Below are 24,419 nucleotides of genomic sequence, written 5' to 3'. Positions count from 1 at the left end.
CGACGGTTCAGATTTTGCGACGCAGCGCCTGTCATCAAACCGGTTGTTGACGCTACCCAGTTCACTGGTCAGCCAATCGCTTGAGTAGCAACAACACATCGCCCGTATAGTAAGGCGGCGCTGGATGGAGCCTTACCGGTTCTTGAGTGCTAGTTGCATAGCCCAGGTTTCGGTAGAGCCGAACAGCGCCAGTGTTTTGGCCGTAGACCTGAATGCTCATAGTGTTAAATCCGTTGAGAACTGCCACGTCTTCTGCCGCTTTGATAAGGCTCGAGCCAATGCCTTTGCCACGATGACCCTCAAACACGGCCAGTGCATTGATGTACCAGGTACCGACCGACAGCTTTTCCAGTGCAACGAAAGGCGCAATCGGGGCTGGTAGATCGTCGGGGTTTTCTGTTGGTGCCTGTGTAATTGCGTAGCTTAGCACCATACCGAGCGCGGCGCCGTTATCTTCTGCGACAAGCGCATTGGTGTATGAGAATCCGTCTTTTCCACGACGGGCGCGCTCTGTGCCTATGTCTAATGGCGATTGGCCTCCAACACAGGATTTGGCCCAGAGCCAGGTTGGAATGCCCTCACCTGCGATATCAATGAGCCGCGCAAGCGCGGTAGCGTCGTCACTGGTTGCGGGACGGATTAGGTGGCGGTTTTTTACATTCATTGTTTTTCTCTTTGGCGTGAGCGCCCGAGAAGCCGTCGACCTCTCGGGTGCAGGGTTTGGGAGGATCAGCTGTTGTCGATCGGACCGACCGGAAAGCCGGAGTCCCAGTCAAGATGAGAGCCCGCAGCGTGCTGGCCGTCGTTATTCCCTTCACCTTGATCATCACGATCCAGGAATGCGGAATCCTCACCTTCAGGCATCTCAAAAGACACATTCACGCCCATGAACTCAGTGAAGCCCAGTAGGGTTTGTGACATGGCACCCTCGATCTGTGCGTAGTCTCCGGTTGCCCCAGTGATCGGGCGCAGATTTGGCACGTTCACATCGGCGATCTCAGTACCTTGTGTGATCACCACCTCGCCGGTGTTGAACTGCATCACCTGACGGGAGATCAACCAGACGCCAGAGGTCGCATCGCCACCTTCACCGACAAACCACCCATCGCACGTCCATGTGCCCAGCACCTTGTCAGGATAGGCCGGACTGCCATCTTCAAGCACGCCGGTCTTGTTCCCAGCCAGCGTACCAGCTGGGTAGATATATCCTTGCGTAACGAACGGATTGCCATGGGCGGGCATGCCGCTGTCATGCACCGGCGTATCCGCAAAAGCGAAGCGCGTGTGATCTTCGGCCACGTCAAAGCCCGATAGAGCCTCGGCTGAAGATTGCGTGGCAAGACCTGCTACAAGGGAGGCGATGAGAAGGGTAGTTTTTAACATTATTTTGGTCCTTAAGTTTGGGTTTTCAGATGTGAGGCAGACGAGCGGGAGCACCCGACTGCAGGTGCAGCCAGTTCCGTTACGTGGTCGGAAACGGGATCGGGGTGTTAGGGCGTCTTAAGCGCCCTGCTCATTTCCGCAACATGGCGGTGATCAGTGCCGCAACAGCCGCCAATCACGGTCAGATTTGGCAAGCGTTGCGCGAGATCACGGTAGAGCGTGCCCAGTTCTTTCGGGTCGCCATCGTCGAGCGTTTCGCAAGCATCAAGCTCGGCGTGGGACATGCGGGAGGCATTGGCGCGCACACCATAGATCCGGTGCTGCCAAGCCTTCTCTCCCGAGAGAACCTCTCTGAAGTGATCTGGATGTGCGCAGTTGACCATAAAGAATGCCGGGCCATCCGCTGTCTCGGAATCTACCTGCGCAATAGCTTCACCCAGGGTTTGGCCACTTGGCAGGCATCCGTCGGTTTCGACTGTGAAGCTAATTGCAACTGGCAACCCGGAGGCCTGTGCAGCGCGCGTAATTCCTATTGCTTCATCTGCATAGGTCATTGTCATAGCCGAAGCCATGTCTGCGCCCATCTCGGTGAACCAGATGATCTGTTGCGCGTGGTACTCCAGCGCCTCAGCGGCGGTAAGGGTCTGCGCCGGTTGATAGCCATCATCCTGCGGACCAATGACACCGTTAATCACAAAGGGCGACGCAGGCGTTTCATACTCGCCGCGCAATGCCAAGAGATAGGCGATTGCTTCGCGGTGAACCTCTTTCAGCTCTTCGGCGGTCATCCCCAGCTCTGCCGCCCATTTCGCGCTGGCCCGCCATGTGGGCGTGTCGAGCACGAAGCCACAGCCCTGCGCCACGGCAAGCTCGGCATAGCGCCGCATGTATCGGTCCATCGCAGCGCTGCCCGCTTCGGTGTCGAAGGCTTTAAAGGCAGCAAAGAGCGGCAAGTCGATTTCGTCATGGAAAATCAGGGTCGTTTCCAATCCGCCGTCGGTCAGCATGCGCTGGCCGTTGAGTTGAGGAAGATGATTTCGGTATTTCATGGCATGTGCCTCTTTCCAGTTTTCTGAGGGCGTTATGCTGCGGTGCCGGGCCTCATGCTTGAGGATTGCCTGAGAAAGACCTGAGAAAATGAAGCCAGTTCTGAGACTATTTGCATTTTTATGGGTTCACAGGTCAAATCTTCTTATGGAACGCGTGATGAACTTCGAAGGCTGGAGCTTCGACCGTGACCGCTTCGTCGTGCAACGGGCGGGGCAGGATCAAGCCTTGACCCCACAGGTTTTCCGGTTGCTGGACCATTTGATCAGTCACAGCGACCGGGTTGTCAGCAAAGACGATCTGATTGAAGCGGTCTGGGGCGACCGGATCGTGACTGAAGCGACGGTGTCGACAGCGATAAAGGAAGTGCGACGCGTGGTTGGCGATACGGGCAAGGCTCAGAGGGTCATCAAGACCATCCATGGGCGCGGGTTCCAATTCGTCGCGGCCCCAATAAAGATAGCAGCCGCGCAGCCGAGGCAGGTACCAATCATCGCAGTCTTGCCCTTCCGCAGCCTCAGCGCTGCGCCCGAAGACAAGTATATCGCCGATGGGTTCAGTGAAGAGATCATCGCAAACCTCACGCGGTTTCGGGACTTGCGGGTGCTCTCGCATCTCACGGCGATTCACCTCCAAAGGTCAGAGATAAGTGTCGAAATGATGCAAAAGACCCATCGGGTCGATTTTGTCATCGAGGGCAGTTTGCGCCGCTCTCCGCAGCGCCTTCGCGTGACGATACAGGCCAGCGATACACGAACAGGCGCGCTGATCTTCACCGAACAGTTCAACCGAGACGCGACGCCAGATGCGATTTTCGACATCCAGGACGAGATTGGCCAATTGACCGCCGGGCGCATCGCGAGCCGCCACGGCGAGGCGGGCAGCCTGATCCGGCGCGACCGTTCGGAGGCACAGACCGCCACCTGGGATGTCTATGCCGCCGTGGGTCAGTTTTATGAGTTTTACAAGACCTATGATCCGACGCTGCACGCTGAACTACGCACGCGCCTGCCGCAGTTGCTGGAGAGCGACGAAGCCTCGTCGGAGGGCTGGTCAGCCTACGCGTTAGTTTTGTTGGAGGAGCGCCGCTATCATCTGAATGAACGTCAGGATGTAGAGTCCACAAGGCTTGGGCTAGAGGCCGCGAAACGCGCCGTTGCCTGCGACCCGCAAAGCGGGTTTGCCCATATGGTCTTGTCGCTTTGTCAGTTTCATACCGGTGATTTGCCGGGCTTTCGCCTGTCGGCACAATCAGCGCTCGACCTGAATCCCGGGCATGCAGATATTCTGGCCGAGATCGGCCATTGTTATGCATTCCTCGGTAATTTCGACAAAGCCATACCCTTGTTGGATAAGGCTATCGACCTCAGCCCGATCCATCCCGGCTGGTATCATTATGCCCACGCCTGGCGTTTTGCTTTGGGTGATTTCTGGCAGGCCGCACTGTTAGAAATTGAGAAAGTCCCGATGCCCGGCTTCGCATGGTATTACGCGCATCTCGCTTGGTTTCACGCGGAGCTTGGGCATGAGGAACGTGCCGACGCCGCCAAGGCTGATCTTCTCAAGGTGTTTCCAACTTTCGAAGCGCACATCCAACATGAGATGGTGTTTCACTACTTCACCGGGCCATTGGTAAAGAAGGCGTTTGCGGGATGGCAGAAGGCTGGGTTGAATGTGCATCTGTAAAGTGCCAGCCAAGCCATATGAGAGCGCGGTTTCGACCAAAGCCGGAATTAACCCGCTACGACAAAACGCGCGCGAAGAGGCACAAGTCATGCCTCTCCCTTGTGCGGGAAGCCATTAATGCTCCGCAGTCATTTGTGAGATATTCATCTCTGTTCTGATCTCAAACCCCATAGAGCGGTAAAGGTCGATCGCGACGGTATTGTCCGCGAATGTATGAAGGAATGGCTTTGCTCCGGATTGGTGAATTCTGTCGATCATGGACGTGACCAATTGCCGGGCAATCCCACGTTTCTGAAAGTCGGGATGAACGCAAACCGCGCTGATCTCGGTCCACCCGCCAAACCTCATGCGTTGACCGGCCATTGCAACCAACGCGCCATTGACGCGCAGGCCGATGAAATCGCCAAGTTGATAGGTCTTCAAGGCAAACGGTCCCGGCTGCGTCATCTGAGCAAGATCCAACATTTCAACCGCATCGGCCGCACCCAAAGAGGCAAACGCGACAACCTGATCCACCGATAGTGCCCGCGTGGGAACCATTTGGACCCCTCGGAGGCGGTTTAGCTCAATTAATCCGCGGGGCACGGTGATTTCGTGCTGATGCACAATAAGGACAGGCGATACGCGTGTTTCTACCAACGAAGTGAGATCATCTAGGGCAGAGGGCGTCGCTTCATCTACAGCAGCAAACGGGCCCATCGTCTCAGGCAAAGCATGGGCCGCACCAAAGCGTTCCGAAACGGTTTTCCAGTTCGCGTTGAACGACGACAAAACGGGGTTCTCTAAGGCCTCAAGCTCAACAGCCAACGGCTGACAATCTAACATTTTCATTCTCCAGACAGGTTTTTGACAATGGTCTTGTGAGGCTTTCTTCGCATTTGGGTCTGGCCGATGCTTGAGGAAGGCGTGGAGGTTTTGTGGAGAAATACCCAAGAATTCCCCATGAGCCCTGCAAGCTTCGAAAGTGAGGGCCGCCTATTCAGACTTCAGTGAAATACCAGCACATGGAGCCCAGAATGAGTATCCAAATACTGCCGTCGGCCACGCGGGAAACCTCTTCGTTTGTCGAGTTTTGGAACGAAATCCTCCCGCCATATATCATCAAGTATCAGCATATCCTGGTCGGTGGCTTGTCACACCACAGCGCTGTCGTCATGCCCACACTTAATGTCAAACGTGGTGATCGCGTTCTGGATGTCGGTTGCGGATTTGGTGCCTCTGGCTTGTTGCCGTCAACGCATCTTGTCTGACGTACATTATCCATGTCGAAGCGCAGGTTGTTCTTGCCGTGACCGGTGTAGCCGTACTGATCCAGACCGCCATGTATCAACGCAAGGGGTTCATCCGCCTGCTTGCGTAGCATCAAAGGGAAATGTGCAGCATCGTGACGTTGGTCTCGAAGCTGAGCTTCATCACTTTCGCCTACAAAACAAAAAAAGCCGCGCTGGGTGAGCGCGGCTTTGAGTGTGATTGTTCGCGCAATTTTAGGCGGTGCCGACCGGTGCTGCACCTTCGGCGGCCTGACGGCGCGCGATTTCGTTGCGGTAGAGTGCGAGGAAATCAATGTTTTCAAGGTTCAGCGGCGGGAAGCCACCGTCGCGGGTCACGTCAGATACGATGCGGCGGATGAACGGGAACAGCATGCGCGGGCATTCGATCAGCAAATAGGGGTGCAGCTGCTCGTCAGGTACATTTTCCACCATGAAGACGCCGGTATATTCCATTTCCAGCAGGAAGATCGGTTTACCGGCTTCCTTGGTCTTGGCGTTGATCTCCAGCTTGACGGTGACGTCATACTGGTTCTCTTGTCCGCGCTTCTTGGCATCGAGGTTCACCTGAACCTGAATATCCGGCGTCGGGTCGCCCTCGCCCAGCCCTTTTTGTGCGGCGATGTTTTCAAAGCTCATGTCTTTGATGAACTGCGCCATGATCTGCATTTTGGGTTGAACTGGTTCTGCGGCGGCGCCGTTTTCTTCGGCCATGTTGGCTACTCCTGAAGCGTGTAAATTCGTTTTGATCCCTCTAACAGGAAGCTGCTCGGGTCTCAACTGGCGTCCTGAGACTAGTGCCGTGTCCAGCCAGAGGGCGGCCCGGATGGCTTATGCGTTGGGTCTTCCAGATCGGTAAATTCGCCGTCAATAATGTCGCCGCCAGTGTTTCTGCTAGGGTTTGGTCGCGGCTGATGGCCCGGATGCTGTCCGGTGTCCACAAAGCTCTGCACTTTCACCCGTTTGCGCACCCAATGAAAAATTGCCAGCCGCACCGGCGGGATCAGCAACGAAAAGCCGACAGCATCGGTGAAAAACCCCGGGGTCAAAAGCAGCAGTCCAGAGGCCAGGATCATCGCGCCATGCGCCAAAGCTTCCGTCGGGTCGCGCAGCTCGTTGAGGTTGGTTTTGATCTGCCCCATGGCCTGCAAACCCTGCGCGCGCACCAGCACGGTGCCCAAAATCGCGGTCAGTATGACGATCCCCAACGTCGGCCAAAGCCCCAGCCAGCCGCCGACCTGGATGAACAGCGCGATCTCCACAATCGGGATCGTGACAAAAAGCAGAAAAAGCCACATAGGCCAGACCTCAGGTTTTGTTTCGCTTAGGTGGACTCGGGGCCCCCTTGCACCTACATAAGGACGGAACCAACGATTTTCCATTCCGCGCCCCCACAGAGGACCCTAATGAGCAGCGAAATGATCCAACTATTAGTGCTGGCCGGCATCGCGGTCTTTCTTATCCTGCGTCTCAAAAACGTGCTGGGGTCCCGCGAAGGCTTTGAAAAGCCGCCGCTTCCCATGCCCGGTCAAAATGACGCAGCCGCTGAGGCCCGCCGCGGGTTTGAGGTGATCGAAGGCGGCCCCGACCGCGACATCACCGACAACGTGCCCGAAGACAGCTCCGCCGCCGACGCGCTGGCCAAGATGAAGGGCGTCGAGCCCTCTTTCGGCGTCAGCGACTTCATGGGCGGCGCCAAGCAGGCCTATGAAATGATCCTCATGGCGTTTGAAAGCGGCGATATCGACGAAATCGCGCCGTTCCTGTCCAAGGACGTCTTTGAAACCTTTCAGGAGGTCATCGACCAACGCGCCGAGCAGGGCCTCACCGTCGACGCCACCTTCGTGGGCGTGCGCGAAACAACGCTGCTGGACGCCGAATTCGATGATGACAGCAAGCTCGCCGAGCTGAAGCTGCGCTTCGTGGGGGAGCTGACCTCCGTGGTGCGCGACGCCGCTGGCGACATCGTCGATGGCGACCTGAACGAGGTCAAACGCCAGAAAGACATCTGGACGTTCGAGCGGGTCATGGGTTCCGACAACCCCAACTGGCAGCTCGTCGCCACGGGCGAATAGGGCCATTGTATGCGCTGGCTCGCGGCCTTGGCATTGGGGGCTTTTATGTCCGCTGATCCTGCCGCCGCGACGCCGGAGACCAAGCCGGACTACGAAATCCTGACCTTCGACCAGCTCAAGGGCTGGGCCGATGACGATCATCAGGCCGCGCTCGATGTGTTCCTCGACACCTGCCCCGATATGGATGACCCGGAATGGGCCTCGCTCTGCGCGCTGGCCACCAGTCAGCCCGACGCCCGCACCTATTTCGAGCTGTTCTTCCGCCCGGTCGCCATCAACCCCAACGACACCGCGCTGTTCACCGGGTATTACGAGCCTGAGCTTCAAGGCTCCCGTCGCCGCACTGGCCCGTACCAGCACCCGCTTTACAAAATGCCGCCTGAGATCACGCCCGGCACCAGCTGGTTCACCCGCGAAGAAATCGAAACGCAGGGCCTGTTGAAAAACCGGGGCCTCGAAATCGTCTACGTCAACGATCCGGTCGATGTGTTCTTCCTGCAAGTTCAGGGGTCGGGCCGCGTCGCCCTGCAAGAAGGCGGTGCCCTTCGTGTTGGCTACGCGGGCAAAAACGGGCGCAACTACAAATCCATCGGGCAGGAACTCGTCCGCCGGGGCGTCTACCAGCCGCATCAGGTCTCCGCGCAGGTCATCAAGCGCTGGGTTCGCAACAACCCCGTCGATGGCCGCGCGCTTTTGCAGCACAACCCGTCCTACGTTTTCTTCCGCGAAGTGTCGGAGGTCCCGGCCCATAAAGGCCCGCTCGGCGCGATGAACCGCTCGATCACGCCAATGCGCTCTATCGCGGTCGACCCCGCTTTCACAAAACTTGGCGCGCCGGTCTGGATCGAAAAGCGCGGCAAGGAGCCGTTGAACCGCCTGATGATCGCGCAGGACACGGGGTCCGCCATAAAAGGCGCGCAGCGTGCCGATATTTACTACGGTACCGGTTCCAAGGCTGGCCGTCGCGCCGGAACAATCAAAGACCCCGGTCGCCTTGTCGTGCTGATGCCGATCCAGATCGCCTACGCCCTCGCGCCGGAGGGTTGATGCATGTCACGCCGCAAACCCCGTGGTCTCAGACCCGATGAACAGGACCTATGGGCCCGTGTGACAGAAACGGCTGAGCCGATCAAAACCCCGCAAACCCTGTTTGTCGACCGACCCAAACCCAAGCCCGCGCCGCCTGCCAAAGCGCCGCTCAAAATGCAGCCTTTCAAGATTGGTGAGAAGGCAAAGCCCGCACAAACGGCCCTGCCGCCGCCCACAGCGCCCGTGGCGATGGACCGCAAAACCTACACCAAGATGAAGCGCGGCAAGATCAGCCCTGACGCCAAAATTGACCTGCACGGTATGACCCAGGACGAGGCGCATCCAGCCCTTGTTTCAACCATTCTGAACGCCCACGCCGCTGGCAAACGCTTGGTATTGGTTGTCACCGGCAAAGGAAAAATGCGCGACGACGGTGGCCCGATCCCTGTGCGTACCGGGGTGTTAAAACACGCCGTGCCGCAATGGCTACGCCAGGCCCCGTTGTTCCAAGTCGTGCTGCAAGTCACCGAGGCCAGCCAAAACCAAGGCGGTTCCGGCGCGCTCTTTGTCTATTTGCGAAGGTTGCGGTAAGGCGGTTCTAGTAACCCATACCTTCGTCACGAACCGGCGCATTCGCATCCCGAAGTTGTCTGCCAAACTCTTTTTCGCAACCTTTCGTTAGATCCCAGCATACAGCCGATATATTGTCTGTTCGGCGCGCATTTTTGCTGGTGCCTTCCGGGAATAGGACCAAGCCTTTTTTCTCAACATCCTTATCTTCAACTGTCGCGGTGGCCGTACCCTCGTAGACATCATAGCGCTTTCCTTCGTACACAAAGACTTGTCCCGTTGAGGTAAATGTGTCCCAACGAAAACCCGGCGTGACCAAACTGCACCCGGCAATGATGCTTATGATAAACAAAGCGCTGAACGTTTTTAGTGCCATTTAACTTCCCCCCAATTAATGAAAAATTCATTGTTGAATACGCAATGCATACAGTATTTTTGCTGCAAAGTCACCGAGGCCAGATTATGGCAACATCTTCAGGTTGTCGCGACACTGAACAAAGGGGCTGAATTTACCCCTTAGTTAGACCCTTCTCAGCCCGCGAAATCCCAACAAAGGCCATCCCGGCGGCAATCACATAGAACGCCGCCACCCACACCATCTGCGCGGCATAATCTACGCCCAAATCAATCACCCAACCGGTCAATCCCGGCCCGATGGCTGACCCCAAAACCATCAAGGCAGTCGCAAGCGCTTTGATTGCGCCCAGATGCCGTGTCCCAAAATATTCCGCCCAAAACGCCGAAGGCAGCGTCGCGTTCATCCCGCTTGAGACACCAAATAAGATCACCCCAATCGCAGCCCCAGTCAGCCCGCCGCTGACTGAGAAAATGAAAAACCCAATAGCTGCCGGGATCAGCACAAAGGGCAGAATCCGCCCCGCGCCAAACCGGTCGATCGCAAATCCGGTGACCAGTGAAATCAGTGTCGCCGTGACCGTGTAGACAGGAAACAGCGCCACCATTTGCAAATGCGACCAACCTTTGATCTCGGCCAGATGCACCTGATGAAAGAAGAATGCTGTGCCAAAGGCCGACGGCCCGGCGATGACCGGCACAAGCATCCAGAACAGCCAATGTTTGACCACCTCGGGTCGGGTCCAGTGTTTGCCGCCAAGTCCGACCGATTGGTTTTCTTCTGCAACGGCCTGCGGCGTGCGCTCTGCCGTCAAAAGGTACAAAAGCACGGGCAAAATCACTGCGACGACGCAAGCCGAGATCACCCAGGATGTGCGCCAGCCGATCACGGTTAAGGCCGCAACCACGATGATGGGCAGCAATGCCTCCCCCAGCAGAAATCCGAAAGATGCAAGGGCAAGCGCGCGTCCCCGCGCCGCCACATACCAGCGCGCCATGGCCACGGACGCCAAATGTGACGCCATGCCTTGGCCTAGAAATCGCAGCAGGAAAATCACAACCGGCAAAAGCCATATGACTGGGTTTATCGCCATGAACAGGCACGCGGCCACCAGCGCGCCCAGCACCAAAGCGCCAAGGCGGCGCACGCGGAACACATCCGTCAGCGCCCCCGCCCAGACCATCAGGATCGCTGAGGCCAACGTGCCGATCATATAGATCCCGCCCCAGCCGCCATGGCTCAGTTCAAACTCCGCCATGATCTCGCCCGCGAAGATCGAAATGAAGAATGTTTGCCCAAAGCATGAGGCAAAGGTCAGCAGGAACCCCGCCGACAGGAATTTCAGGTTGTCACGGATGAAGTGGAGCGTGCCCATATCGACCGCTATAGCGCAGGCGCGCGCCCCCCGATAGGGCGGGTTAATAAGGTCTTAAAAAATTTGAGAAGTCGTTTTGTTTCAGAGGATTACAAGATTCCCCGCATGCGGGGCTCTATAAAACGTAGCGGCTGACATCGGTGGAACGGGAAAGTTCACCCAGATGTTGCTCCACAAATTCAGCATCAACCGTGATCTCTTCCCCTGCCCGATCAGGCGCCGAAAAGCTCAGCTCCTCAAAGACTCGCTCCAGCACCGTATAGAGCCTCCGGGCCCCGATATTCTCGACCGCCTCATTCACATCCGCCGCGATCTTCGCCAGTGCTTTGATCCCGTCAGGAACGAAAGAAACAGTCACCTCCTCCGTCTTCATCAGCGCCGTATATTGCAAGGTCAGCGCATTGTCTGTCTCCGTCAGGATCCGCACGAAGTCATCCTCCGTCAGCGCCCGCAGCTCCACCCGGATCGGCAGCCGCCCCTGAAGTTCCGGCAGCAGATCAGACGGCTTGGCCACATGAAATGCCCCCGACGCGATGAACAGCACATGATCGGTCTTCACCGGGCCATGCTTCGTCGAAACAGTCGTCCCCTCAATCAACGGCAACAAGTCCCGCTGCACTCCCTCACGCGATACATCGGCCCCCCGCGCATCCGCCCGGGCACAGACTTTGTCGATCTCATCCAGAAACACGATCCCGTTCTGCTCCACCGCTTCAATCGCTGTAAGTTTGATACTGTCATCATCCAACAGCTTGTCCGCCTCATCTGCGATCAACAGCTCATAGCTGGATTTGACGGTGGTTTTCACCTTCTTGGTGCGCCCGCCCATCTTCCCGAATAAATCGCCCAGGTTCATCATCCCGCCGCCGCCCATCCCGGGCTGACCTGGGATCTCCATCCCGCCAAACGGGTTGGAGGTGTCGGCGATTTCCAACTCGATCTCTTTGTCGTCCAGCATTCCGTCGCGCAGTTTCTTGCGGAACATCTCCCGTGTTTGTTCACGGGCGCCTTCACCGGCGAGTGCTTCAATCACGCGCGTTTCAGCTGCTTCATGAGCGGAAGCTTTCACGTCCTCACGCATATGTTCGCGCGTCATCACAATTGCCGCGTCAACCAGATCGCGGATGATTTGTTCCACGTCGCGCCCCACATAGCCAACCTCGGTAAATTTCGTCGCTTCGACTTTCAAAAACGGAGCACGTGCCAGCCTGGCCAGACGTCGCGAAATTTCGGTCTTGCCGACGCCGGTGGGTCCGATCATCAGGATGTTCTTGGGATACACCTCGTCGCGCAAATCATCGCCCAACTGCTTGCGCCGCCACCTGTTGCGGAGCGCGACAGCGACAGCGCGTTTGGCGTCTTTCTGGCCGATGATGAACCGGTCAAGTTCCGAGACGATTTCGCGCGGGGTGAGGTCTGTCACGTTGTCTACCTTTGTTTGTCGAGCGTCCCGTAGACTTATGCGATGGGTCGGGAAACTCAAGGCCCTGATCACCGGTCCGCGCACGGAAGATGACGTTTGCGTGTGAAGGGCTATGCGTGGCGCTTGTATTGGATCAATATCGCTACCAAATCAGAATGATATCTAGGAGATCTGACATGACGACACGTCGCACCGTTTTGCAGGGTTTCGCCGCCCTGTCCGCCCTTGCTGCCGCCCCTGCTTTTGCCGGTGGGCATGGGCGTTTGGGTACATTCAAAGGCGCAAGCAACCACGTCACAAGCGGCACGGTCGAAGTGCTGAAAGATGAAGTCGTACTGCTGGATGATTTCTTCTTCGACGGCGCGCCTGACCCGAAAGTGGCCTTTGGTAAAGATGGCTATGATGCAAAGACGTTGATGGGTCCGTTGACGTCGAACTCTGGCAAATCCACCTACAAGATCCCGGCAGGCATCAACCCGGATGACTACAACGAGGTTTGGATCTGGTGCGAGAAGTTCAACGTGCCGTTGGGTGTCGCCAGCATTTAATCGCCAATCGCCTCTACTGTGAGGTTTCCATTGGTGTAGACGCATATGTCTGCAGCAATGGCCATGGCTTCACGCGCGACAGTTTCTGCATCCTTGTCCGTGCCCATAAGGGCGCGGGCTGCTGCCAAAGCGTAGTTTCCGCCTGAGCCAATGGCTGCAACATCATGTTCTGGCTCAAGCACATCGCCCGCCCCGGTGATGACAAAGAGGTCTTTGCCGTCTGTGACGATGAGCATCGCTTCGAGGTTTTTCAGGTATTTATCTGTGCGCCAGTCTTTGGCGAGCTCTACCGCCGCGCGGGCAAGCTGGCCTGGTGTTGTTTCAAGTTTGGCTTCGAGGCGTTCAAGAAGCGTGAACGCATCAGCGGTGGAACCAGCAAATCCGGCGACCACATCATTGCCGCCTGGAGAAAGCCTGCGCACCTTGCGCGCTGTGCCTTTGATGACAGTTTGACCTAGGCTAACTTGACCGTCGCCCGCGACAACCACCTTGCCGCCCTTGCGTACGCCAATGATCGTTGTGCCATGCCAGCCGGGGAATTCTTCTTGTGCCATTGACGTGCTCCTTCACCTGTTGGTTTCATATAGGGGGCCATGGCGCGAAGCGCAAAGTGAACGAATGGCACGCATTCGGCGCACACCAAAATTTATTTGAGTATTTGAGAATCAAATGGAGATGAAAAAACCCCGCCGGGTGTGGGCGGGGTTTTCTGTGTTCTAGGTGAGGGTGCGTTCGACTTCTTCTCGGGTGAAAATCTCGATCACATCATCGGATCGGATATCATCGTAATTTTCAAATGCCATGCCGCATTCCTGACCGGAGATCACCTCGGGCACCTCGTCTTTGAAGCGCTTGAGCGTTTTCAGTGTGCCTTCATGGATCACCACGTTGTCTCGCAGCAAGCGTACCCCGGCTGAGCGGCGTGCGACGCCTTCGGTGACCAAACAGCCTGCAACTTTACCGACGCCGGTGACTTTGAAGACCTCTTTGATCGATGCGTAACCAATGAACGTCTCTTTGATTTCGGCAGAAAGCAGGCCAGATGCGGCTTGCTTCACATCGTCCACCAGGTCGTAGATCACCGAATAGTATCGGATTTCGACGCCTTTTTGGTTGGCGGTGTTACGTGCGGGTGCATTGGCCCGGACGTTGAAGCCAAAGACGGGTGCGCCGGAGGCTTCGGCCAGGCCGATGTCGCTTTCTGTGATCGCGCCCACACCTGAGTGCAGCACGCGGACGCGGACCTCATCATTGCCGATTTTTTCCATCGCTTGCACGATAGCCTCGGCGGAGCCTTGTACGTCAGCCTTCACCACAATCGGCATTTCGGAGACGTCTTCGTCTGCTTTTGCGTTTGCCATCAGCTGTTCGAGCGTTGTGGCAGCACCGGCGGCGGCACGTTTGTCCTTGGCGGCTTTCTCGCGATATTCTGCGATTTCGCGCGCTTGTGCTTCGGTCTCAACCACGTTCAGCACGTCACCGGCCTCAGGTGTGCCGTTCAGGCCAAGAACCTCGACAGGTACCGATGGTCCGGCTTCTTTGACGCGCTTGCCTTGGTCATTTTCCATGGCACGAACGCGACCCCATTGCTCACCAACAACGAAGATGTCGCCTTGCTTGAGCGTTCCTGTTTGCACCAGGACGGTGGCGACCGGGCCGCGGCCTACGTCGAGCTGTGCCTCGATAACGGCGCCAGTGGCGGCGCGATCTGGGTTGGCCTTTAGCTCAAGAATTTCGGCCTGCAAGGCGATGGATTCGAGAAGCCCATCCAGGCCCTGACCTGAGATCGCAGAAACCTCGACGTCTTGCACTTCGCCGGACATTTTCTCGACGATGACTTCGTGCTGCAGCAAATCGGTGCGCACTTTGTCGGGGTTTGCTGCGGGCAAATCGATCTTGTTGATTGCAACGATCATCGGCACTTCGGCAGCTTTCGCGTGGGCAATCGCCTCTATCGTTTGCGGCATAACGGCGTCATCGGCAGCGACGACCAACACGACAATGTCAGTGACCTGCGCGCCACGTGCCCGCATCGACGTGAACGCCGCGTGACCGGGCGTGTCGAGGAAGGTCAGCTTTTGGCCACCCTGCTCAACCTGATAGGCGCCAATATGCTGTGTGATACCGCCTGCTTCGCCAGCAACAACGCGGGCATTGCGGATCGCATCCAACACAGAGGTTTTGCCGTGGTCGACATGGCCCATGACGGTGATGACAGGTGGACGTGGGGAAAGGTCTTCGTCCTTATCCTCGGTCGCTTCGATCACGTCTTCCACGTCGGAGTCTGAAACGCGCACGACGTTGTGGCCAAATTCTTCGATGATCAGTTCAGCCGTATCGGCGTCAATCGTCTGGGTTTGGGTCACCATCATGCCGTTTGTCATGAGCGCCTTGACGACGTCAGCGACACGCTCGGACATACGGTTTGCAAGCTCAGAGACGACAATCGCCTCAGGCAGGTTCACATTGCGGATCACCTTTTCGCGTTCGATATTTCCGCCCATTGCCTTTTGGCGAGCGCGTTCTTGTTTGCGCTTCATCGCGGCCATGGACTTGTGACGGCCTTCGCCGCCGCGAAGCGCTTGGTTCACGGTCAACTTACCGGAACGGCGACCGTCATCCTGGCGGCCTTTGCCTTTGTTGCGGTCGTCTTCGCGCTCGCGGCGCACTGGCGTCGGAGCAGCTTTGCCACCACCACGCGGGCCAGATGGCGCAGCAGCGGGCGCGGCTGCATCCGCAGGAGCCGCTGCTGCTGCAGCTGGGCGTGCTTTGGCAGCTTCGGCTTCGCGTTTCTTGGCTTCTTCTTCTTCAGCCCGGGCGCGCAACGCGCTTTCGCGTTCTTTGTCTTCACGCTCTTTGGCTTCGGCCTCGGCGCGGCGACGTTCGCGGTCTGCTTCGCGCTTCTTCTCTTCTTCTGCACGGCGGGCGACGTCTGCCGCCTCTTGTTCTTTGGCGGCTTGCAACGCCTTCATTCGGCGCTCCATCTCCGCGTCCGAAATGCCAGCCGGGCGTTTCGACGGGTCGGAACCACGTGGCGATGCATTTGGCGCAGGCGCATTTGCGGCACCGGGTTTCGGTACCACAACGCGCTTGCGCTTGGTTTCCACCACCACATTCTTGGTGCGCCCATGGCTAAAGCTTTGCTTCACATTGCCGGGGCGGGCGCCTTTTAGGCCCAGAGGTTTTTTGCCGTCACTATCGCTCATGCGTCGTCTTTTCCTTGCTTGAGGGCCTTTTTGCCGCTCGTCATTCCGCGGACGCCCTTCAAACGAATGCCCTCAGCTTTGACTTGCTTGCTGAGTCCACCCGCCGTTAAGGCGCCATGTATCACACTTTCGCGGCCGAATGCCAAACCCAATTCCTGGGCGGTCAAACTGCCGATAAATACGTCTTTTCCCTCTGGCGAGCGCAGGCGCGATTTGCCCCGCTCTGACCCGTCAGAGGCCTGAACCAAAAGACGGGCGCGTTCCGTCTCCAGCAGGCCTTTTACTTTCTCATATCCAGTCACCGCTTGGCCCGCTTTGCGCGCCAGAGAGATCAAATCGATCAAGCGGCGCGCCAATAGGGCTTCCGTCTGATCAAAAAGATCATCAGGGACCACGACCTGCATCTTGGCAGAACGCGAAAACGCCTTTTTCTTTATCGCCGTCGCGAGCGCGTCTTTGGTTGCACTGACCCACATGCCACGACCAGGTAACTTGCCCATGACATCGGGGACGACCTGATTTTCAGGTCCCACAACGAAACGGATCATCCGAGCAGGATCGCCTACCTCACCGGTTGCGATGCAGCGCCGCTCTGGCCCGTCCTGGTTCTTTTCTCGACCGCCGCGGCTCATAGCCGGCACTCTCGAGGCCTGAAATCAGGCCTCGGTCCCTTCTTCAGCGGCTTCAGTCTCTTCGCCTTCTTCTTCCGAGACGAGATCGGCAGGATCAACCCAACCAAGCTGGATACGCGCCGTCATGATAAGATTCTGCGCCTCCTCCAGAGACATGTCAAATTTCTCCAATACGCCGTCATCTTTTACGCGCTCTTCGCCAACTGTGGTCCAACCACCGGCAAGCTCCCAATCGGCGCAAGTCGCAAAGTCTTCCAGCGTTTTGACATCATCCTCGGCGAGCGCTTCCACCATTTGGGGTGTCAGGCCTTCGAATGCAATAAGGCTGTCCTCAACACCCAATTCACGAGCATGATCTAGCGCCTTCTTGTTCTGCGCTTCCAGATAGTCGCGGGCACGCGCCTGCAGCTCAGACGCAGTGTCATCATCGACGCCATCGATTACCAAAAGTTCGTCGACCTCGACATAGGCAACTTCCTCAAGGGAGGTAAAGCCTTCGGAAACAAGCAGTTGTGCAAAAAACTCGTCGAGGTCGAGGGTGGAGACGAACAGCTTTGTACGCTCCTCGAACTCGGCCTGACGGCGCGCGCTTTCTTCTTCCTCGGTCATGATGTCGATATCAAGGCCCGTCAGCTGCGATGCCAGACGCACGTTTTGACCGCGACGGCCAATGGCCAGCGACAGTTGCTCTTCGGGGACAACGACTTCGATACGCTCAGCTTCTTCGTCCAGAACAACTTTGGACACCTCGGCGGGTTGAAGCGCGTTCACCAAGAAGGTCGGCGTGTCTTCGTTCCAAGGAATGATGTCGATTTTTTCGCCCTGCAGCTCATTCACGACTGCCTGAACGCGGGAGCCGCGCATACCAACACAGGCGCCAACTGGATCGATAGAGTTGTCGTATGAAATCACGGCAATCTTTGCGCGTGAACCGGGGTCGCGTGCCACTGCTTTGATGTCGATGATGCCGTCATAGATCTCAGGAACTTCCATCTTGAACAGCTCCGCCATGAATTGCGGGTCGGTCCGGCTCAGGAAAATCTGCGGGCCGCGCTGTTCGCGACGCACATCCTTGATGTAGACACGGATCCGGTCATTTGGGCGGTACGCCTCGCGACCAATCTTCTCATTCCGGCGCAGGATCGCCTCGCCACGGCCGATATCAACGATAACATTGCCGTATTCCTCGCGTTTGACCTGACCGTTGATGATTGTGCCAGCCTTGTCTTTGAATTCTTCGTATTGGCGGTCGCGCTCAGCTTCGCGGACCTTCTGCAAAATAACCTGCTTAGCGGATTGTGCGGCGATGCGGCCCATTTCAACAGGGGGTACCTCGTCCACAATCGTGTCACCGATTTCCGGGTTGTCCAGATAGTCCTTGGCGTCCTCAACATTCAGCTCAGCACGGTCATTTTCGATCTCGTCATCAGCGACAACGGTGCGCACCCGGGTGAAGGTTGCTTTGCCGGTCTTGCGATCGATAGAGACGCGAATGTCCAGCTCAGCCCCGTAACGCGACTTGGCGGCACGGGCGAGCGATTCTTCCATCGCTTCCACGACCAGCTCCGGGTCGATCATCTTTTCGCGGGCCACGGCTTCTGCAGTTTGCAGCAGTTCCAGCTGGTTTGCTGAGGTAATTGCCATTCTTTATTCCTCCTCACCATCGACGATCTGTTGGACTTCGTCGAATTGGGTTTCGTCAATCTCGCCCGCGTCTTTGCGGTTTTTAAGCACGTCGCGGATCAAATCATCCGTCAGCACCAGTTTTGCGTCGGTCAGCCAGTCGAATTTCAATCCGACCGTGCCTTCTTCAATATTGATAAGAACCTCGTCGCCATCCGTACCGGCAATTTCGCCCTTAAAGCGGCGGCGGCCGTCGATCAGCTCTTCTGTTTCAATCTTGGCCTCATAACCTTGCCACATGTCGAAATCCTTCAACCGTGTCAGGGGCCGGTCGATGCCGGGGCTAGAGACTTCAAGGTTATATTCGCCTGAAATAGGGTCTTCCACGTCCATCACCGCCGACAAAGCGGTTGAGATGCTGGCAAGGTCTTCGACCTCGATCCCGCCTTCGGGCTTTTCCGCCATAACCTGCAAGATATCGGTCTTTCCGCCCATCAACCGTAGGCGCACCAACTCAAACCCCAACCCTTCGATAACGGGCTTGGCGATCTCGGCCAGACGGCGGTCGATAGCGGCTTTTGCGATCAGGTCGGACATGGTTTCCTTAGGCTACGTTTTGAAACTAAAAGTTGAGGCACAAAAAAACGGGCGCGCGGCCCGTTGATGTTTCCCGGTGGGCGCTGGGGGTGGAGACCAGCGCGCCGCTGTTGCAAGCGATATAGGGGAAGGTTTTGCCGACCGCAAGGGCCAAGCGGTTAACGTTCTGCGATTAACGCGACGGTCCCCGCCGTTTCGGGCGCGCATCGCCACCCTTTCCTTTGAAAGCCTTGGGTTTGCCGCGTGACCGCAGTGACTTTGACGGATCGCCTGCGAACTTTGGCTTTGGCTTACCGGCAGGTTTCGCCTTCGCTACCGGCTTCTCATCGTGTTTTGGTTTGGCCGCCGGTTTTGGTTTGCTGTCGTAGCTTGGTTTCCCGCCGGGCTTGGCGTCATATTTCGGTTTCGGCTTACCTTTAGGCTTGTCGTCGTAGCGCGGCTTGCCAGCAGGTTTGCCCTTAAAATCAGAAACGGTTTCTGGGTCGCGCTTCGGCTTCTTTTCTTTCCACTCGCGCGGCTCTTTCGGTGCTTTTCGTGGATCGCCGGCGTCACTTAGTGGTTTGCGTCGGTTCGAAGCCATGCCGCCATGCGGTTTGCCACCGGGCTTTGGCCCTTTGTCGAAGCGCGGCGGGCGCGCAGAAGTATCAGGAACATGGTCCAGTTTGGTGACTTTAGCGCCTTCTTCGAGCACCATGTTGGGGCCAAGTGCGGCCTCAAATCCAGCAACAGAGCCTTTTTTCAGCTCAACAAAGGTTTCCGTTTCCTGCACCCGGATCGCACCGATATCGTCTTTGGAGATATCACCCATCCGGCATAGCATCGGCAGCAACCAGCGTGGTTCTGCCCGCTGATCGCGACCAACTGAGATTGAAAACCACTGTGACGGACCGAATTCTTGACGCGGTTTCGGGGCGTCCTTGGTTGATGGTTTTGCCAAATCTTCCGGCGCGGTTTGACGCGAACGGTAAAGGCGCAAATAGGCAGCAGCGATTTGCTCGGACGTAAAGGTTTCCGCCAATTTAGAGACGAATTCGACCTCGTCTTTCGCGGGTTCATCAGTGAAAGATGGGTCCGCGAACATGCGTTCCTGATCGCGTTCCAAGACCTCATCGGCGGTTGGTGCGGCACCCCATTCGGCCTGAACTTTGGCAAATTTCAGTAAACGCTCTGCTTTTTTCGACCAACGCTGTGGCACGATAATTGCGGAAACCCCTTTGCGCCCCGCGCGCCCAGTGCGGCCCGAGCGGTGCAGCAGCGTTTCGCCGTTATTAGGCAGCTCTGCGTGTACTACCAGTTCCAGATTGGGCAAATCGATCCCGCGTGCGGCGACATCGGTGGCGACACAAACCCGTGCGCGTCCGTCGCGCATGGCTTGTAGGGCATGGGTGCGTTCGTTCTGGCTTAGCTCACCTGATAGAGCCACCACTTGAAAACCCCGGTTCGAAAAACGCGCCGTCAGCCGGTTCACCGTCGCGCGGGTGTTGCAAAACACGATCGCATTCTGCGCTTCATAGAAGCGCAACACATTGATAATGGCGTTCTCGGGGTCGTTCCCGGCGACCAGCATGGCACGATATTCAATGTCAGAGTGTTGGGATTTTTCTGCCGCTGTGGCCAAGCGCACGGCATCGGGTTTTTGGTAATTCTCGGCTAGCCGCGCGATCATTTTTGGTACTGTGGCGGAAAACATCAATGTGCGCCGCTCTTCCGGGGCCTCCGACAGGATAAATTCCAAGTCCTCACGGAAACCGAGGTCCAGCATTTCATCCGCTTCGTCCAGAACCACGGCGCGGATGTCTGACATGTCCAAAGAACCGCGTTTGATATGGTCAACCAAACGGCCCGGGGTGGCGACCACGATATGCGCGCCCCGTTCCAGGGCACGTTTTTCGGTCCGCATGTCCATGCCGCCAACGGTTGATGCGACAGTTGCGCCGGCAAATTCGTAAAGCCAGTCGAGTTCCCGTTTGACCTGAAGGGCCAGTTCGCGGGTTGGTGCGACGATCAATGCCAAAGGTGCGGCGGGGCGGTCGAATCTATCCGATGTGCCTAAAAGTGTCGGCGCAATCGCCAACCCGAACCCGACGGTCTTGCCAGACCCGGTTTGCGCCGAAACCAAAAGGTCTTTTTCCGCATGATTAGGGTCTGTTACAGCTTCCTGAACCTGCGTCAGGGTCGTGTATTCGCGCTTTTCAAGCGCGCGGGCGATGGTCTCGATCATGGGAGGCTTTCTGAAAACTCAAGCGGCTCACCTACGCCCCTTTCGGGCGAATGTATAGGCAAAGAAAAACGCCCCTCCTTTCGAAGGGGCGTTCTATTCGGTCGACTGTCAATCGCTTACGCGAACCACCAGCGCTCCATCAAGCGAGAGCTGTCCATCTGGAACACGTTGCCGATTGTGCCGGAGTTGGCCAGTTTGGTCGAATGCGCATCCACATAGTTCGCGTACATTGGAACCACTGTACCGCCATTGGTGGACATCAGCATCTGCATTTCGGTGTACATCTCACGACGCTTGCCGGAATCGAGCTCCGCACGTGCCGTCAGAAGCAGCTCTTGGAAGCGGGCATTTTCCCAGCCTGTGTCGTTCCAAGGAACGCCGGTTTCATAGGCGGTCGAGAACATCCAGTCCTCGGTGGCGCGGCCGGACCAATAGCAGGCGCACCATGGCTTTTTCAGCCAGACGTTGGACCAGTAACCATCATCGGGCTCTTGCACCACGTTGATGTTGATACCCGCAGCTTTGGCGGAGTTCTGATAGAGCTGCGCTGCGTCAACGGCACCTGCGAAGGCGGCGTTTGCGGCAGACAGGTCCACGTTCAACCCGCTCAGACCGGCTTCCTTGATCAAAGCTGCTGCTTTGTCTGGATCATAGTCGTTTTGCGCCAAGTCGGCTGCGAAGTACTGGTTTGCAGGCCCGATTGGGTGGTCATTGGCGACTTTACCGTGACCCAGCAGGATCTTGTCGACCATTTCCTGACGGTTCACAGCGTGCTTCAGCGCCTGACGCACTTTCAGATCAGAGAACGGATCGAGACCTGTTTGCATTGGGAAGGTGTAGTGCTGGTTGCCAGTCACTTCGAAGATTTCGATTTGCGGGTTGGCTTTCAGCAGCGCTTCGGTTTTGAAGTCCACTCGGTTCACGGCGTCAACCTGGCCGGTCATAAGAGCGTTCATCCGTGCGGAAGCATCGTTGATCGCGATAACCTCGACTTCGTCGAAGTAGCCCGCGTCGTCTTTATAGTGGTTTGCGTAGCGTTTGCCGACAAACCGTACACCTGGGTCGAAGGATTCAACAGTGTAGAGGCCCGTACCGTTGCCTGAAGCAATGGCTTCGTCGATCTCGCCGGCTGGGAACATCAGGATGTGATAATCCGAGAGCAAGAACGGAAAGTCGGCGTTGCCGGCTGCCAGTGTCATCTGGATTTCGTGATCGGAGATTTTTTTCATCTCAGAGATTGCGGAAACGATTGGCTTAGCGGCAGATTTTGCACCTTCAGCTGTGTGCATTTCCAGCGACGCGATCACATCGTCCGCACCAAATGGCTTGCCGGAGTGGAATGTCACGCCCTTGCGCAGCTTGAATGTCCAGGTTTTCGCGTCAGCGGAGGCTTCCCAGCTTTCGGCCAATTCGCCTTTCAGTTGGCCGTCTGCACCCACTTCGGTCAAGCAATCGAACACAGCGCCGTGGGCGCACATGATCATGAAGCTGTCCGAATGCGTCCGACCATCCCAGCTGTCCGAGGTGTTGGCGCCAGCCAAACCCAGACGCAGGCGGCCGCCCCGTTTTGCTTGTGCCATGACAGGCATGCCGGTGGCTGAAAGCACACCTGCTGCGATACCTGATTTTAGCAGGCCGCGTCTTGAAATTTGTGACATGTATAGTCTCCCAGTTGGTAAATTTTTGACGGCGTCCCCGTCCGTTGTCCCGTCACTCTTTCTGAGTGATTCGCGTTACATCTTATCAACAGCTGCGTCGCCGATGTTATCAACTCCGCGTTGTTCGAGCAGATTATCCAGCCAATCGGGGTCCATTTCGGGCACCGAGCTTAGCAGAAGATCTGTATAAGGGTGATGCGGCGGTTGGAACATATCCGCCTTCTCGCCTTGTTCCACGACAACCCCGTCCTTCATCACAACCACCTCGTCGGAGATAGCGCGAACAGTCGCAAGATCGTGCGTGATAAACATATAGCTCAGCCCTAGCTGGTCTTGCAGCTTGGCGAGCAGTTTCAAAATACCCTCGGCGACCAACTGGTCCAGGGCCGATGTTACTTCGTCGCAAATGATGAACTTGGGCTCAGCCGCAAGCGCGCGGGCGATCCCGATGCGCTGTTTTTGCCCGCCCGACAGTTCTGACGGCAGGCGGTGGAAATACTGCGTTGGCTCAAGCTCAATCTCTTCAAGAAGCGTGTCCACTTTGGCGCGTTTTTCTTTGCCTTTGAGCCCAAGGTAGAATTCGACGGGCCGACCAATGGTTTCCCCAATGGTTTTGCGTGGGTTAAGCGCGGTATCAGCCATCTGGTAGATCATCTGCGCCTGACGCAATTGCATCTTGTCGCGTTGGCGGTAATCCAGTGGCAACTGTTTGCCATCAAATTCGATATGGCCAATGCGGGGCGGCAAAAGCCCGGTGATGCAGCGCGCGGTAGTTGATTTTCCGGAACCAGATTCGCCAACCACAGCGACAGTGCGCCCTTCATGGATGTCAAAGCTGACATCGTGCAGAACATCGACCGTTCCATATGCCGCGGTGACGTTTTTGACCGACACAACAGGCGTGGCGCCAGTGATCACCGAAGGTTTCGCGGGGCGTTCAAAGCTGCGAACCGCCCAAAGCGACTTGGTGTATTCTTCGGTCGGCTGTGACAGCATGGTCCGGGTATCAGCTTCCTCAACCTCGTCGCCTTTGAGCAAGACCTTAATCTTGTCCGCCATCTGCGCCACAACAGCGAGGTCATGGGTGATGTAAATCGCGGCAGTGTCGAACTGTTCCACGATATCGCGGATAGACGCGAGCACCTCGATCTGGGTGGTAACGTCCAGCGCAGTTGTAGGTTCGTCGAAGATAATCAGATCCGGGCGGCAGGCCATGGCCATGGCGGTCATCGCGCGTTGTAGCTGCCCGCCGGACACCTGATGCGGATACCGGAAGCCAATTTCTTCCGGATTGGGCAACCGTAGCCTACGATAAAGCTCGATCCCGTCTTCCTGGCTTTCGGCACGTCCCGAAACGCCGTGCTGCGTTGGGCCTTCGGTGTGCTGGTCAATCAGTTTGTGTGCCGGGTTGAAGCTGGCGGCGGCAGATTGTGCGACATATGCAATGCGGCTTCCAAGTAGCGCGCGCTTGTCGGCGGCCGAGGCAGTCACCAGATCGACGCCGTCAAAGACAACAGACCCTTCTGAAATGCGCACACCGTCCCGGGTGAACCCCATCGATGCGAGCCCAATAGTGGATTTACCGGCACCGGATTCGCCGATCATACCGATGACTTCGCCCTTGTTCAGGTCAAGATCGACGCCCTTGATGATTGGGTTCCAGGTCTCGTCTGAACGACCTTCTATCTTGAGGCCACGAATTTTGAGAAGCGGTTCGCTCATT

The 24,419-nt window shown here is 57.0% G+C and carries 23 protein-coding genes; 6 read left to right on the top strand and 17 right to left on the bottom strand.

The features are described 5' to 3' along the window. Positions 1 to 61 precede the first annotated feature (61 nt). From ACZ1G7_RS12510 to ACZ1G7_RS12500, 3 genes are all read right to left on the bottom strand, one after another. Complete coding sequence (locus tag ACZ1G7_RS12510) at positions 62 to 664, bottom strand: GNAT family N-acetyltransferase (protein ID WP_472659724.1); 603 nt, start codon at positions 662 to 664, stop codon at positions 62 to 64. A 65-nt stretch (positions 665 to 729) separates the two neighbouring features. Next, complete coding sequence (locus ACZ1G7_RS12505) at positions 730 to 1,383, bottom strand: hypothetical protein (RefSeq protein WP_472659723.1); 654 nt, start codon at positions 1,381 to 1,383, stop codon at positions 730 to 732. A gap of 107 nt (positions 1,384 to 1,490) precedes the next feature. Further along, on the bottom strand, positions 1,491 to 2,432 hold the full coding sequence (locus tag ACZ1G7_RS12500) for a homocysteine S-methyltransferase family protein (RefSeq protein ID WP_472659722.1): 942 nt from the start codon (positions 2,430 to 2,432) through the stop codon (positions 1,491 to 1,493). Between the two features lie 157 nt (positions 2,433 to 2,589). Here ACZ1G7_RS12500 and ACZ1G7_RS12495 point away from each other — a divergent pair, with 157 nt between their 5' ends. Then, positions 2,590 to 4,116 (top strand): winged helix-turn-helix domain-containing tetratricopeptide repeat protein, encoded by a 1,527-nt coding sequence (locus ACZ1G7_RS12495; RefSeq protein ID WP_472659721.1) that lies wholly within the window; start codon positions 2,590 to 2,592, stop codon positions 4,114 to 4,116. Between the two features lie 114 nt (positions 4,117 to 4,230). Here ACZ1G7_RS12495 and ACZ1G7_RS12490 read toward each other — a convergent pair whose 3' ends face one another. Next, a complete protein-coding gene (locus ACZ1G7_RS12490; RefSeq protein WP_472659720.1) occupies positions 4,231 to 5,049 on the bottom strand; it encodes a GNAT family N-acetyltransferase in 819 nt (272 codons plus the stop codon). 83 nt (positions 5,050 to 5,132) lie between these two features. Between ACZ1G7_RS12490 and ACZ1G7_RS12485 the strand changes: the two genes are divergently transcribed. Further along, positions 5,133 to 5,366, top strand: a complete 234-nt coding sequence (locus ACZ1G7_RS12485; protein ID WP_472659719.1) for a hypothetical protein — start codon at positions 5,133 to 5,135, stop codon at positions 5,364 to 5,366. A 234-nt stretch (positions 5,367 to 5,600) separates the two neighbouring features. Here the strand turns inward: ACZ1G7_RS12485 and secB are convergent, their stop codons facing one another. Together secB and ACZ1G7_RS12475 are read right to left on the bottom strand one after the other, a co-directional pair. Then, entirely contained in the window at positions 5,601 to 6,098 is a 498-nt protein-coding gene (secB, locus tag ACZ1G7_RS12480) for a protein-export chaperone SecB (protein ID WP_472659718.1), read from the bottom strand. Positions 6,099 to 6,178: 80 nt separating this feature from the next. Continuing rightward, complete coding sequence (locus ACZ1G7_RS12475) at positions 6,179 to 6,682, bottom strand: FxsA family protein (protein ID WP_472659717.1); 504 nt, start codon at positions 6,680 to 6,682, stop codon at positions 6,179 to 6,181. A 108-nt stretch (positions 6,683 to 6,790) separates the two neighbouring features. On the opposite strand from ACZ1G7_RS12475, the gene ACZ1G7_RS12470 reads away from it, so the two are divergent. Genes ACZ1G7_RS12470 through ACZ1G7_RS12460 form a run of 3 tightly spaced genes read left to right on the top strand, consistent with a single transcriptional unit; the run spans position 6,791 to position 9,079 of the window. Continuing rightward, positions 6,791 to 7,459 (top strand): Tim44/TimA family putative adaptor protein, encoded by a 669-nt coding sequence (locus ACZ1G7_RS12470; protein WP_472659716.1) that lies wholly within the window; start codon positions 6,791 to 6,793, stop codon positions 7,457 to 7,459. Between the two features lie 9 nt (positions 7,460 to 7,468). Continuing rightward, positions 7,469 to 8,506 (top strand): murein transglycosylase A, encoded by a 1,038-nt coding sequence (gene mltA / locus ACZ1G7_RS12465; RefSeq protein WP_472659715.1) that lies wholly within the window; start codon positions 7,469 to 7,471, stop codon positions 8,504 to 8,506. A 3-nt stretch (positions 8,507 to 8,509) separates the two neighbouring features. After that, a complete protein-coding gene (locus tag ACZ1G7_RS12460) occupies positions 8,510 to 9,079 on the top strand; it encodes a Smr/MutS family protein (RefSeq protein WP_472659714.1) in 570 nt (189 codons plus the stop codon). A 7-nt stretch (positions 9,080 to 9,086) separates the two neighbouring features. Here ACZ1G7_RS12460 and ACZ1G7_RS12455 read toward each other — a convergent pair whose 3' ends face one another. From ACZ1G7_RS12455 to hslU, 3 genes are all read right to left on the bottom strand, one after another. Then, complete coding sequence (locus tag ACZ1G7_RS12455; RefSeq protein ID WP_472659713.1) at positions 9,087 to 9,434, bottom strand: hypothetical protein; 348 nt, start codon at positions 9,432 to 9,434, stop codon at positions 9,087 to 9,089. 133 nt (positions 9,435 to 9,567) lie between these two features. Then, positions 9,568 to 10,788 carry an MFS transporter gene (locus ACZ1G7_RS12450; protein ID WP_472659712.1) on the bottom strand — a complete coding sequence of 407 codons (1,221 nt, stop codon included), beginning with the start codon at positions 10,786 to 10,788 and terminating at the stop codon, positions 9,568 to 9,570. Positions 10,789 to 10,903: 115 nt separating this feature from the next. Then, complete coding sequence (gene hslU, locus ACZ1G7_RS12445) at positions 10,904 to 12,211, bottom strand: ATP-dependent protease ATPase subunit HslU (protein WP_472659711.1); 1,308 nt, start codon at positions 12,209 to 12,211, stop codon at positions 10,904 to 10,906. A 176-nt stretch (positions 12,212 to 12,387) separates the two neighbouring features. Here hslU and ACZ1G7_RS12440 point away from each other — a divergent pair, with 176 nt between their 5' ends. Beyond that, positions 12,388 to 12,759: a DM13 domain-containing protein gene (locus ACZ1G7_RS12440; protein ID WP_472659710.1), complete on the top strand. Its 372-nt coding sequence runs from the start codon at positions 12,388 to 12,390 to the stop codon at positions 12,757 to 12,759. On the opposite strand, the gene hslV is transcribed toward ACZ1G7_RS12440, so the two are convergent. From hslV to ACZ1G7_RS12400, 8 genes are all read right to left on the bottom strand, one after another. Further along, on the bottom strand, positions 12,756 to 13,313 hold the full coding sequence (gene hslV, locus ACZ1G7_RS12435) for an ATP-dependent protease subunit HslV (protein WP_472659709.1): 558 nt from the start codon (positions 13,311 to 13,313) through the stop codon (positions 12,756 to 12,758). The genes ACZ1G7_RS12440 and hslV overlap by 4 nt on opposite strands. Before the next feature lie 162 nt (positions 13,314 to 13,475). Further along, a complete protein-coding gene (gene infB / locus ACZ1G7_RS12430; protein WP_472659708.1) occupies positions 13,476 to 15,965 on the bottom strand; it encodes a translation initiation factor IF-2 in 2,490 nt (829 codons plus the stop codon). Beyond that, positions 15,962 to 16,597, bottom strand: coding sequence for an RNA-binding protein (locus ACZ1G7_RS12425; RefSeq protein ID WP_472659707.1), 636 nt, complete (start codon positions 16,595 to 16,597; stop codon positions 15,962 to 15,964). Before ACZ1G7_RS12425 ends, infB begins: the two co-directional genes overlap by 4 nt. 24 nt (positions 16,598 to 16,621) lie before the next feature. Next, a complete protein-coding gene (gene nusA / locus ACZ1G7_RS12420; protein ID WP_472659706.1) occupies positions 16,622 to 18,241 on the bottom strand; it encodes a transcription termination factor NusA in 1,620 nt (539 codons plus the stop codon). A gap of 3 nt (positions 18,242 to 18,244) precedes the next feature. Then, on the bottom strand, positions 18,245 to 18,817 hold the full coding sequence (gene rimP / locus ACZ1G7_RS12415) for a ribosome maturation factor RimP (protein ID WP_472659705.1): 573 nt from the start codon (positions 18,815 to 18,817) through the stop codon (positions 18,245 to 18,247). 172 nt (positions 18,818 to 18,989) lie between these two features. Continuing rightward, entirely contained in the window at positions 18,990 to 21,038 is a 2,049-nt protein-coding gene (locus ACZ1G7_RS12410) for a DEAD/DEAH box helicase (protein ID WP_472659704.1), read from the bottom strand. Positions 21,039 to 21,154: 116 nt separating this feature from the next. Beyond that, a complete protein-coding gene (locus tag ACZ1G7_RS12405) occupies positions 21,155 to 22,696 on the bottom strand; it encodes an ABC transporter substrate-binding protein (protein ID WP_472659703.1) in 1,542 nt (513 codons plus the stop codon). Between the two features lie 75 nt (positions 22,697 to 22,771). Next, positions 22,772 to 24,418, bottom strand: coding sequence for an ABC transporter ATP-binding protein (locus tag ACZ1G7_RS12400; protein ID WP_472659702.1), 1,647 nt, complete (start codon positions 24,416 to 24,418; stop codon positions 22,772 to 22,774). Position 24,419 lies beyond the last annotated feature (1 nt).

This window comes from Litoreibacter sp. JB4-2 (assembly GCF_055693445.1).
This window is presented reverse-complemented; position numbering and strand designations above follow the sequence as displayed.